The organism is Cronobacter sp. HA18006, assembly GCF_011605445.1.
GTDB lineage: Bacteria > Pseudomonadota > Gammaproteobacteria > Enterobacterales > Enterobacteriaceae > Cronobacter > Cronobacter sakazakii.
Genome location: NZ_JAANQB010000022.1, coordinates 293,034 through 305,564, shown reverse-complemented (window position 1 = coordinate 305,564; position 12,531 = coordinate 293,034). Strand labels below are relative to the sequence as shown.

Below are 12,531 nucleotides of genomic sequence, written 5' to 3'. Positions count from 1 at the left end.
CCTTCAAATCAGCATTAATTCTCGCGCGCCTGGGCTACTGGGATATCGCAGTACTTCACCTGAAAAAAGCTTACGGGCGGTAACCTATGAAAACGCAACAAAGGCAGGACATCCAGAGCGTCAATTTAATTGCCGAACAGCTCAACGCATTAATGCAAACAATTTGCTCCCATCATAAAGATTTTGACAGTCAACAACTGGATGGTCTTTTAGGGCTCGCATACGACCTCGCTGGTTCTGTTTATTCGTGGACTGATGCAGAAGAAAAGATAGTTTTAGCAATTGAAGATGCTCAGAGGGAGCGTAAGTAAATGGAAAATAGCATTCTCACTTATCGCCGCCGCATCGTTAAATCAGCGCTGTTGCGCCACTTACGCAAAACTGGCGGTAACGCAATTGTTATCAAATTACCGAAAGGCGGCATTACCACCATCGAATTAACAGAAATTGTTATGGACGGTCTGTTATCCCGTTTTGAGTTACTCGCCCGTCGTGAGGCAGGAGCCAAAAAGGGAAATGAAACTATCAAAGATGTTTATTACCGGTCCCTTGATGTAGTCCCTCACGTGCGCGCCAGCACTGCCCTTCTTTACCTTATCGAATGCGATAAACGCTGGGGGCTTCGTGAAGGTAAATACCAATTCAAAAACGGTGAGCATGTTTTTGAAATAACGCAGCAGCTGATCGAAAGCGTGCTTATCAAATATGTTGAAGAGGAGCTTATCGCTCACAAACCGCAAGAACGCTATATCGCTGTTTATCAGTTTTATCACTCGAATGATTCGCAAGTCCGTGAGAACGGCCAGTCGTGGTTCAACCAGTTTCTTGACGACCTTTTTATCGACCTGGCTGTTCGTCTCCGTGCCGGCGGGGAGTTACCTGTAAAACCGATTGTGCATTAAGGGGGAGATGGAATGGCAATGAAAACTGAATTAGCACCAGTAGCGGCTCGTGACTTGCAGATCATCGAATATCGCGGTCAGCGCGTTGTGACCACTGAACAGCTGGCCGCCGGATATGGCACTGACGTGAACAATATCACTGTCAACTATCACCGCAACCAAGACCGATTCATTGAGGGTAAACACTACTTTGACGTCCAGGGGGAAGAGCTTCGTAAGATGAAGAACTGGGTATCTTTAAGTAATGCAGTTGGTAAACGAGCCCGCAATCTGCGTCTTTGGACGGAACGCGGCGCCGCAAACCACGCGAAGATGCTCGAAACCGATCAGGCATGGGACTATCACGAAGACCTGGTTGAATTTTACTTCACCCAACGCGAGGCGATTTCAGCACCAATAAGTCAGGCAGCGATCAGCCGCAAAGCGCTGGCGCTGATGGTGATCGAGGCAGAAGAGCGCGCTGAAGCTGCTGCGCTGGAGAACAAAACGCTTAACGCCACCATACACTCCACCAGATCGGCTTCGATCAGGTTGCGGCGGATCTCACCTTCGTTATTGGTGTTAGAGCTCATCGAGCCATTGGCCAACAGCAGTGCCATCGAACCTTTTGGCGCGAGGTGGTGGATCATATGCTGCATCCATGCGAAGTTAGCGTTGCTCTGCGGCGGTGTGCCGTACTTCCAGCGCACGTCGTTTTCCAGCTTCGCGCTCCACCACTCCTTCATGTTGAACGGCGGGTTAGCCATCACGAAGTCGGCACGCAGATCCGGGTGCTGGTCGTCCAGCAGGGTGTCGGCGTTTTTAGTGCCGAAGTTGAAGTCGATGCCACGGATCGCCATGTTCATGGCTGCCAGACGCCAGGTGGTCGGGTTAGATTCCTGGCCGTAGACGGAGATCTTCTGCTTCTGTTCAGCAGCATTGTAGTGCTTCTCGCCCGCGTGCTCTTCAATAAAGCGATCGCTGGACACAAAGAACCCGCCGGAGCCCATCGCCGGGTCATACACGCGGCCGTTATAGGGCTGGAGCATTTCGACGATCAGGGTCACGATGCTTTTTGGCGTGTAGTACTGGCCGCCCTGTTTGCCTTCTGCCAGCGCGAACTGACCGAGGAAATATTCGTAAACGTGACCGAGAATATCTTTGCTCTTAAGGCTCAGCTTCTCGCCGTTATATTCTGGGTTGCTGAAGTTGGCGTCAGAGAAAGTGTTAATCAGCCCGGTCAGTACCTCGTTGCCCAGTTGATACTGACTGATACGGTTAAGAATACCTTTCAGTTTCGGGTTGGTTTTTTCAATTTCATCCAGCGCGTTGTCCACCAGCCAGGAGACGGAGCGCAGCTTCACCTCCTGCCCGGTGGTTTCATCCACCCACAACACGGTGCCGGTTGGCAGCATGGCTTTGTTTTTCAGCGTTTCCCAGCGCGCGGCTTTCGGCACCCAGAAGACGTTCTTCTCGGTGTAGTAGTCTTCTACTTCGAGCTCATCCAGCAGCGCCTGCGCGTACTCTTCGTCACTGCTGTAATCGTCGCGAGAAATCGCATAGATGTTGTCCGGGTTGCCGACATCACGAAATAACGTCATCAGCTCTTGCTGGCGCGCCTCGAAGGCATCGGACACATACTTCAGAAAGATAAGCCCCAACACCACATGCTTGTAATTGGCGGCATCCATGTTGGCGCGCAGTTTATCTGCGGCCTTCCAGAATTTGTTATCCAGTTCGTTCAGGAACTGTTGTTCGGCGTTGTTCATGAAAATTCCTTGATAGCTCGCAGCGCTAAAGCAGTCATGCTTCAGCGCAAATTCAGGTTTGGAATCTGGTGCGCAAAATGATACCGGGAACGGTAATGATTACAAACGACACTGCGTAAAGAAATTTGCATTTGAGCGTCAAATGATAGGAAACTATCTTGCCATTCCTTTTGAGCCCCCTGCTTTCACCGTTCATCCCCTGAACGGACGGGGCTGTTTGTGAATTGTGGAACGGTACAACAATGACTATCTCAGCATACAAATTTTGGTTAAAGATAAACCAAGAATTGTCGATGGTAATTATGGGTGCTGGCTAATATATTCAACGGATAAAACTATGTCATGGCTTAATTCTTTCTTGCTGACGCTTACTTCAGTTCATCCTCATAACGTACCAATTACAGTTGGCATTCTTGTTGGCGTGGCCTTTGGTTGCTTTATTTACTTTTATTTGTTCAGAGCCATAAAAATTATTAACGGTCTGAAAAAATATACACACTCAATTAATAGCCTCGAAAACACCGCGCCAGTCGAGCAGCTTGATCATCTGCGAAACTTGTTCCAGAAGCCTGAATTCAGGCACGCATGGAATGAATTTGAGGAATCGTTGCACCCTCAACGTGAGCTGGAAAACGGTGAAGAGAAAATTGTTCGCGTTCGGGCCACAGCGCCAAGCGCCAGTTTCTTCTCTGAGCAGCAGCTTATTGATATTCCGCTGAACACCGAATTTTTTAAGCACTTACCCGGTATTCTGACCGGCATAGGTATTATCGGCACCTTCTTATGGCCTGATGATAGGCCTCAATCATTTCGACCCCAGCACTCCAGAGCAAGTCTCCAGCAGCGTCAATAATCTGCTGCACGACGTGTTATACGCTTTCCTGGGGTCAGCCGCCGCCATTTGTGCTTCTATTGTAGTGACCTGGATCGAAAAGCTATCTATCGCCAAATGCTACAAATATCTGGAAAAGTTTACTGCTTCGCTCGACAAACTCTATATCAGCGGTGTGGGTGAGGAGTACCTCGCCTCGCTGGTGAAATCCAGCAATGACAGCGCGACACAAGCTCGTCATTTAAAAGAAAGCCTGGTCACCGATCTGCGCGATATGCTGCTGCATCTCACCGAGAGTCAAAAGGTTGAAAACGAACGACTGGCGAATACGCTAAGTGCTACCTATCGTGAATCCGGCATGCAGTTCGCCGATCAGGTCAGTGGTGCTATCGAAAATAGCCTGAAGTCTCCACTTGATAAAATTGCGGGTGCAGTTCAGACCGCCAGTGGCGATCAAAGCGGTATGGTGCAGAACATGCTGCAGGATGTGTTGACGGCGTTTATGGCGAAGCTCGATACCACATTTGGTCAGCAATTTACGAACCTCAACGACATGATGGGACAAACCGTTGGCGCGATCCAAACGATGCAAAGTGGTTTCTCTGCTTTGTTACAGGACATGCGTCAGGTCAGCGACGATTCCCGTCAGGGGAGCGCGCAGTTAATTGAACAATTGTTAGCTGAAATGAAATCCGGTCAGCAAGCCATGCAGGCAGGCATGAACGATATGCTTACCAGCCTGCAGGCATCGGTCGCCAGAATCGGCGCCGAAGGCGAAGGCGCAGGTGAGCGTATGGCTCGACAGCTTGAAAAAATGTTCGCTGACAGTGAAGCCCGTGGAAAGGCTCAGGCTGAACATATGGCTGCCTTTATCGAAGCCATTCAGAATTCAGTGCAGCAAGGGCAAAGCGCCACAATGGAAAAAATGGCGTCCTCCGTTGAGGCACTTGGCGAACAGCTTGGCGGTCTGTTTAGTCAGATGGACAAAGGCCAACAACAGATATCTGCACATCAGCAAGCAAATCAGCAGTCGCTGCACGAACAGACACAGCGCGTCATGGGTGAGGTTGATGATCAGATTAAACAGTTGATCGACACCGTTTCGCAGCAACATAAGAGCACCACTGAAACGCTGCGCCAGCTTGCGGAACAAACCAACCGACAAATTCAGGATATGCAACACGGCGCAGACAAAATGCGAGTGGCGGCTGAACGTTTCGAAGAGGCAGGTGATCGCGTATCGCAAGCCAACCACATTACCGCTGATGTCCTGAATAAAGCGCAATCGGCAGGTTCAACCCTTTCCGGCGCTACCAGCGAGCTTACTTCTGTCGTGGCAGATTATCGTAACAATCGCGAAGCCATTAGCAAATCTATCGCCATGCTCGAGCTGCTCGCTGCCAATACACAATCTGAACAAACCACCCGTAGTCAGTTTATTGCCGATCTTAAGCAACATGGCGAGCGTTTACAGAGCTATAACCGGGAAGCGCAGACCTTTATGGATAACGTCAGTGATGTACTCGGCAAAGGTTTTGAAGACTTCGCTGAAGGCGTATCACGTAGTCTGGACAAGACGCTTGGCAAGCTGGACGTTGAAATGGCGAAAGCTTCCACTTTGCTTGCAGGCGCTGTTGAACAAGTCGGAGAAAGCATCAGCGAGCTTGATGATGTCCTGTCCCGCGTTCGTGTCTGAGAGGGAACAGTAAATGTTTGGTAATACATGGAGCATAAAAAAACGGCGCGGTGACGAAGCGGAGAAACCCTTCTGGATTTCGTATGCTGATCTGATGACGGCAATGATGGTGCTATTTCTGGTTGTCATGGTTGCTTCGCTAAGTTCGGTTACTCAACGCATTCAGAAAGCAGAACAAGGCGAAAAAACACGTGGGCAGGATATTACGCGATTGTGCGAGCGCCTTGAACTCCATGCCCGTAATCTAAACAAAACCATTGTGGTAGATTGTCACGATAATCGTATCAGTTTTGGCGAGGCTGGCCGCTTCGATCACAATCGTTTTTTCCTCAATGCAGAAGGACAAAAGGCATTGCAGGATGTCGTCCCTCTGGTGCTTGAAGCTGCCGAAAGTGAAGAAGGCAAAAAGTGGTTTAAGCAAATTGTTATTGAAGGATTCACCGATACCGACGGTTCATATCTTTATAATTTGCATCTTTCTTTACAGCGTTCTGAATGGGTAATGTGCAGCCTGCTAGATAGCCGCAGCCCTCTGCAAAAAAACATTACCATCGAGCAACAGCTTCAAATCCGTAAGCTTTTCCTGGCAGGTGGTGTTTCCTTTAATAATGCTAAAGAGAGTAAAGAAGCCAGCCGTCGTGTTGAGTTACGTATGCAGTTCTTCGGGCTTAAAGATAAACGCGATGGGGATGAGACGGTGGACTTTCCTCCTGTAATAAATAAAGAAGTTTGTCAGTTGGTAATGCCGCAATGACCTCAGCATTGAATTCGCTTTCACAACGTATTACTGCGGCTCTCTCAGTCACCCAGCAGAGTGAAACTTTTTTGCGAAATGACTTTGATGCATTGACGTCAGCAGGAATAGAAATGGAAAAAAGGTTTGATAAAGCCGATAAAATCCCCGCTCCACCACATGAAATTCGTCTGGAGGCGCTACGTCGTCTTCGCCTTGCACAAGAACTCAGCGGGCGAGACTGGCGGATGATATTTTATGGGCTTGCCGATAATGATCCGTTATATCCTAACCAACCGATACTGCTGGAAGACGACACGCTCTTTCCAAAAGTAGATAGTAAAATTAAAAAATGCATCGCATCAAATAATCTTAAGCGCAAGGATTGGGCTGCACTTTGTGCAAGCTACTTTGCCTACCAGAATGAAACTCCTGAACAAAATCCACACTGGTGCGTACTACGTGGTCATATAGCACAGGGTTACCTCGTTGTGAAATCGGCCATAAGGCGAGAAAAACCCTGGATGAAAACCATAGAATTTTATCACGATATTTTTACCCCGCAGGCAGGCGGCGTTATCTCCAGACAGTTACTTGCAGGTGAGCATAACTCACTCTCATCGTTGGAAAAGATCGCTCAAATTCATGACAGCAGCTGGTTGTGGAAACGTATTTTTACCGTGCTCCTGGCACAGCTTGATACTATGGATGACCCAGAATATCTGGATAAAATCAGCTGGCTGTTAGATCTGGCAGCGCAATGGGTTCGCTTTCGGAATGACATTATAAGCGCAACCCTTACTCGCTATTACCATTCAACATATCGTGATCAGGCTCATTCCGCATTGAAAGTAGCTGCACTAGAATATTGGGATAACCCACAGCTAAAAAGCCAGCAGAATAAATGGTACCAATATGTTTCTGAACCCGTTGCAGGCATGGTTCGGAGCTGGCTGGCAAAACAAGATTTGATGCATTTCTTCGAGTTGTTGCGTGGAAACGGCGATGTAGATCAAGCCCGCCTCTTTTACTGGCTCAGGTTTGCAAATCAGATGGGCTTCACCCGTATTGTGCTAGGCACGGATGCAAGGCAAGATCGAAGAGGTGATTTTGTGAAATTCAGGGAAGAGAATAAAGGACGCTTAAGTAACTTACGAGGTGGACGTAATTTTGATAACGCGATGATTATGCAGATTAATGATTATATCTTCGTTGAGTTCTCAGGAACCGGGAACGCGATGTACGCCTATCGAGTTGGCCAGGCCCCTTTTAATCCTGAATCAAGTACTCTGGACATCAACCTTCATTTAAAAGATCAAGGGCAATGTGTATTAAGAATACCTCATATGCCACGTGCTGAAGGATATAGCAAAGCTCATATCACGGGCTGGATGTTGAAATATGATGATGAGTTACGCAAATTAGGTATTCGCTGGCTGGCCGAAGAACCTGTTAAATTTATTGAGAAACAGAAGCCTTCTTCTATTTCTTTCTCCAAAGTAAAAATTATTAACCCACAGCGGGATACTGCTATACAGCGTCTTGTAGAAAATGTCCCCTGTATCGTTAGCGATAACCGGCAAAAAGGTGGAGTGCTGTCCGTCCAGCTTAATACCGCTGACGACGCATTAGAAAGAGAGTTGTTACGATTAGGCTTTTCACCTGTAGCCAAAGCACCCCATCGTTACTGGATAAAATAATGCTGAAACGCCTGTTAAGTAAACTGACGGGAGACCGTCAGCAGATAGAGCGCCACCTTAAAGATAAATATCAGGTTGAGGAAAACGGGCTCAGCTTTTCACTGTCTCTGGTTGATGATTCGCAGCTCTGGGCACTGGCATCCTGGCTTGAGCAACTGGCTGAAGAAGACTATCTGATATCGCTGACAGACCGGTGGCTGTTGAGTTGGGAGGCATTATATTGCCTGCTGGAAGATGAAGATCATGCCACTAGCCTGCCACTTATCGGCGTACCTGAGGTACTGCCGTTACGCGCAAGCTTGTGTTCACGTGGTGCGTTAAGCGATAGCGATTTTCGCGTCTGGATTTCGGAATGGGCTACGGTCCCAGGCCGCAAGCCAATCCGTTTTAGTCGTCTTGGTGCCATACTAACCCATGATAATCAGCAATATCTGTTATCGCAGGAAAACTGGGCACTTTTACAGGCAACAGAACAACTCAGTGCGCAGCAAATTCAGATTCCCGGCGAAACCACTAACCAGCTGGGCTGGGCCGCTATCCGCAAATGTGCGAAACAAGCTGGCGCAAAATTTGATGATTATTTAGAAAAAACGCATGTCGTCAAACCGACTTCATTGTCATTACGTCTGCGTAAAGCAACCGTTGCGGATACCGCGGTTATCGAAATTGAACCTCATTTCGAAGACCAGCCCGCTAACTGGCTGAGTAATTTTGACAAGAACTCGCAGGTTCACGATAGCTACCGCATTCCAGGAGAGAATGGTGAACTCAGCCATGTCATAATCGCTCCCGAAGTAAAAGAGGTTTTGAATTCAATTCATTCGATTCCAGGTCGGAGAGTAGCCGGAAGTGAAGCGCTTTCTTTTGTCCGCAATCCTTATGCATTTTTAGGTGAAGACGCAGCCAGAGTTATTGCACCAGAAGAGCATGAAAGAGCATTATTTAACGCCAAAATTTTCTTTCATCATTTCAGGTTAATACCTCAATGGAATCCAGATAATAAAATTGCGGATGTTACACTTGTACTTGAGCCTATATCACCTGTTCCCCAGCCAGAAATTGCTTTTGTGTTCTCCGCCCCCTGGGAGCTGGAAAAATTCGTACAGCAACTCGGTATTAGTGTCGCTGCACAGATGCCTGCAGGTTCATGGCAAGGGTACGAACTGGAGTTAAGTCAGTTCACAGAAAAACAGTGGCACGACTGCCAGGCTCTCCTGGCTCGCTGGCAGCAAGAAATTGAAGGGAAAGAATTTAGCGATGTGCTGGATATCGCGAAATATGGTGACCGGGTAATTGGCATCGGTGAGTTTGAAAAAATTTCCTCGCCCTGGCTGACGAAAGCGCAAAGTGAAAACTGGCTTCCAGATGACATCGATTTTTCCGTGTTTGCAGTCGAAACGCTGACTGATTGGCAACCTGAAAATCTTCACCATTTCGATGAACTACAGAAGAGAATTAATCAGGCTGAAGCTGCTGGTGAAACGCATATTACTGCCCCCTGGAATGACAGCGAATTACCGCTGGATGCCGCAAAAATCTTTAGTAAAAAATGGGAAAAAAAGCAGAGCGTTGCGAATGGATCTGCGGGCAATATTGTAGATAAACCAACCCGAGCCGTACTCAAAATTGAGCAAAATATTGAAGAAGCTGCCTACATAAAACAGCGCCGTAATTTACTTCTCAGTGCGCGTAATGCAGAACCTGAAATTCCGCTCAGTCTCAAAGAACATATCCGACTTAAAGATCATCAACGCGAAGGTCTCGCCTGGCTTCAGCAACTATTCATCCGTTCACCAGAGGAAACCGCAGGTTGCCTTCTTGCGGATGATATGGGGCTTGGGAAAACACTACAAATTTTAAGCTTCCTGGTATGGTTCATTGAAAAATTCCCGCAAGAGCCGCCAAGTCTTATTGTTGCGCCTGTCTCTCTTCTTGATAACTGGGAACGTGAGCTGGACAATTTTTTCTACACAACAGGTGTTCCGGTTTTGAAGTTGTATGGCGAGACCATTAAAGCGTTGAAATATCCTAAACAAGCTATTCCTGCTCATCTGCAATCTCAGGGGATCAAGAACCTGCTTAAACCAGGCTGGCAAGGTGAGTCGAAAATCGTACTGACGACCTATGAAACACTTCGCGATCAAGAGTTTTCTCTGGCACGCCAGTCCTGGTCTATTATGGTATGCGACGAGGCGCAAAAGATAAAAAATCCTGCAGCACTAATCACACATGCCGCTAACGCGGTACAAGCAAGATTTAAAGTGGCTTGCACCGGCACACCGGTCGAAAATACCCTTGTTGACCTGTGGAGCTTGTTTGATTTTGCCCAGCCAGGCTTGTTAGGAGCGCTAAATGAATTTGGTAAACATTATGTGCGTTCTATAGAGAACGAAGCTGGACGAGATACTGAACGGCTGGAAACTTTGCGCGCGCTAATAGAACCTCAGACTTTACGCCGCACTAAAGAAGAGGTTGCTCGTGATTTACCCCGGAAAATTGAAGTGGAAAGCTGCAAACAGTTGATATTCTCCGGTGTTCAAAAAAAGCTCTACCTTTCGTCTGTTGCAAACTGGCAACAGCAACAAGCCTTTAGCGAAGAGATGCAACAGGCAGGAACTGGTATGTTAGGTTTGTTACACAAGCTGAAACTCATTTGCGCGCATCCCGCAGTCGTTGATCCAGCCCCTCCTTTTCGGGACAACTCTCCCAAACTTAATTGGCTGCTAAAAAAACTTGCGGAAATAAAAGCAACCACAAAAGACAAGGTTATTATTTTTACAGAGCTTCGTGATTTACAGCGTGAACTTCAACATGCGATATACCAAAAATTTGGTTTCCGACCGGTTATTATCAATGGTGATACCAGTACTAAAAGTCACAGTCAAAACAGCCGCCAGCGCCTGATAGATAATTTCCAGTCTCAACCAGGGTTTGGAGTAATCATTCTGTCTACGGTTGCCGTAGGTTTCGGCGTTAATGTACAGAAAGCTAATCATGTTATTCATTTCACGCGATGCTGGAATCCAGCTAAAGAAGATCAGGCAACGGATCGGGCGTACCGAATTGGGCAAACTAAAGATGTATATGTTTATTACCCTACAGTGAGAGATCCTGAAATCACCACTTTTGAAGTAACGCTTGATGAACTTCTTAAGCGTCGACGCGCGCTGGCCAAAGATATGCTATGTGCTGCACCAGATTTAAGCAGTACAGACTTTGAGGATATACTTAAAGGAACTTAGTCTATTTTTATATGCTGCGCAGGGATGGTCAGAAAAAGATGTAAAAGAGATGGTCATAGAATACGTCATCAGAAAGCCAATGTTGATTGAGCGCCTCGTCCCTGCCCGTATCCTGTTTAAGCAGCGCAGGAAATATATTCAGACTGAAATCGACCGGCTCTGCGCTGGGCTGGATAGCGCCATCTGAATATCGCTTCCTGGCGAATGCCACTTTAGCTGTTCAGGTCACGCGCTGAGCGTAACCTTTCCTGTTTTACCGCCCCACGCATTCAGCGGCGGGGCTTTTAAAGGATGATCCGCTTGAAACCGGCGCACGCCCCCTCAAAAACGACTGCGCCGGTCATGAAAGAAAATCAGAGTTCTTCCAACGCCTTGACCACCGCGTCCGGCATAGAAGGTCTGCCATTGACCAGACACGTGGCGACGAAGGTTGCTTCCGCATAGGTCGCGCCATTCACGCGGATCTGCTGAGCGAAGTTAACCCTGTTACGTTTGACGTTTTTTTCAAGCTGGCAGGTCACTTCCACAGTGTCGCCTTTTTTCAGGCTCTGGCGAAAACGCAGAGAATACTCCAGCACCATGTACAGTCGCCCCTGCTTAAACTCCTCTTCGATATCAATCCCCAGCGCTTCTCTCATAAACGCGTGGCGCGCCCATTCCATGTAAAACGGGTAATAGAGCCCGTCCACGACGCCCTGAAAATCGATATGGCTTTCATCAACCTCATAAATTTTACTGAACATCTCTGCTCCTGATTACGGGCCACTGGCCCTGCCTGGTTTAACGTGTATTTGTGCATGTTGCGATGATTCTAACGCGTAACCGCGCGTAAGGCTTCAGGCGCAGATCGTTGCCACTGTGCAAACCGGGCTAATGGTTTCCTGGCTTTATAATGAAGGTGAGAAGAATCTTAGCTTACTCGCTCAACATCCCCCTTTAGTTTTCGGGATCAATCCATTTTTCATCGACCATGTTGGCCTGGTAATAAACAGGGTTAGAAAAATGGTGCATTATTCGGGGTTACTCGCCTGGATACTGGCGTCAGAAGTACAAACCATTCAGACGAACGCCTCCTTAACGTTTATTTTCTGACTTCCTGATAACGTTTGTCCCGTCTGTCTTGATACTGCATAGCATACTGTTTCTTCTCTTCGCTAAAGGCATATTCAGAAAACAACTACCCAATAATCACTCACCCCACCCCGTCAGCCAGCGTACAATTTATTTCCGGCATGCGCCGCGCGCGGAAAAAAACGGGGATAATTATTATGTCGTGGAATAAAATATTACTGCTGAGTACGGCTGTGCTTATCTTTTCTGGCGCTGCCTGTGCCGAAAAAATAGCATGCCCGAACACGTTACCGAATGCGTTAATCACGCACCGTTTAAATGATTCCAGCCTTTTTCAGGGGCCGCCGGAAAAACAGGGTGAGCTGATGCCTGATAATGACAACCGCATGGTCTGGACGCTGAAAGAATATCAGTCTTACGGAAAGAAAATGGGTTTACCGCTCTGGCTGGTATGCCGTTATGAAAACACCTCTAAGACCGTGGAATTAAAGGTGCCGGATAGCGCGAATCAATGTAAAGCCAGATCAAGGGAGAATAGCACACGGTTTTACGCGTTTTGTGAATAACGCCTTCCCGCCCCGCCTGGCGAAGAAGAGTAACGCCCGCC

General features: G+C 47.7%; 7 protein-coding genes and 3 pseudogenes. 8 read left to right on the top strand and 2 right to left on the bottom strand.

The features are described from left to right. The first annotated feature begins 86 nt into the window (after positions 1-86). The 3 genes and pseudogenes from G9X48_RS16065 to G9X48_RS16050 form a co-directional block, all read left to right on the top strand. A complete protein-coding gene (locus G9X48_RS16065; RefSeq protein WP_105629600.1) occupies positions 87-311 on the top strand; it encodes a hypothetical protein in 225 nt (74 codons plus the stop codon). Next, positions 312-902, top strand: a complete 591-nt coding sequence (locus G9X48_RS21295) for a hypothetical protein (RefSeq protein WP_208091289.1) — start codon at positions 312-314, stop codon at positions 900-902. Between the two features lie 12 nt (positions 903-914). After that, positions 915-1,412: pseudogene (locus tag G9X48_RS16050) on the top strand (ORF6N domain-containing protein); the annotation flags it as partial. Here the strand turns inward: G9X48_RS16050 and G9X48_RS16045 are convergent. After that, positions 1,394-2,650 (bottom strand): annotated as a pseudogene (locus G9X48_RS16045) (class I SAM-dependent DNA methyltransferase); the annotation flags it as partial. The pseudogenes G9X48_RS16050 and G9X48_RS16045 overlap by 19 nt on opposite strands. Positions 2,651-2,987: 337 nt before the next feature. Between G9X48_RS16045 and zorA1 the strand changes: the two are divergent. The 4 genes and pseudogenes from zorA1 (at position 2,988) to zorD (ending at position 10,853) form a co-directional block, all read left to right on the top strand. Further along, positions 2,988-5,178, top strand: a pseudogene (gene zorA1, locus G9X48_RS16040) (type I Zorya anti-phage system protein ZorA1). A gap of 13 nt (positions 5,179-5,191) precedes the next feature. After that, positions 5,192-5,932 carry a type I Zorya anti-phage system protein ZorB1 gene (gene zorB1 / locus G9X48_RS16035; protein WP_004386112.1) on the top strand — a complete coding sequence of 247 codons (741 nt, stop codon included), beginning with the start codon at positions 5,192-5,194 and terminating at the stop codon, positions 5,930-5,932. Then, the gene (gene zorC, locus G9X48_RS16030) at positions 5,929-7,611 is read left to right on the top strand and encodes a type I Zorya anti-phage system protein ZorC (RefSeq protein ID WP_097641785.1); all 1,683 of its coding nucleotides are present in this window, start codon (positions 5,929-5,931) and stop codon (positions 7,609-7,611) included. The genes zorB1 and zorC overlap by 4 nt, the downstream gene beginning before the upstream one ends. Continuing rightward, positions 7,611-10,853: a type I Zorya anti-phage system protein ZorD gene (zorD, locus tag G9X48_RS16025; protein ID WP_097641784.1), complete on the top strand. Its 3,243-nt coding sequence runs from the start codon at positions 7,611-7,613 to the stop codon at positions 10,851-10,853. Before zorC ends, zorD begins: the two co-directional genes overlap by 1 nt. A gap of 353 nt (positions 10,854-11,206) precedes the next feature. Here the strand turns inward: zorD and G9X48_RS16020 are convergent, their stop codons facing one another. Then, positions 11,207-11,596, bottom strand: a complete 390-nt coding sequence (locus tag G9X48_RS16020) for a thioesterase family protein (RefSeq protein WP_038878335.1) — start codon at positions 11,594-11,596, stop codon at positions 11,207-11,209. A 525-nt stretch (positions 11,597-12,121) separates the two neighbouring features. On the opposite strand from G9X48_RS16020, the gene G9X48_RS16015 reads away from it, so the two are divergent. After that, positions 12,122-12,490, top strand: coding sequence for an STY0301 family protein (locus G9X48_RS16015; protein WP_097641783.1), 369 nt, complete (start codon positions 12,122-12,124; stop codon positions 12,488-12,490). Positions 12,491-12,531 lie beyond the last annotated feature (41 nt).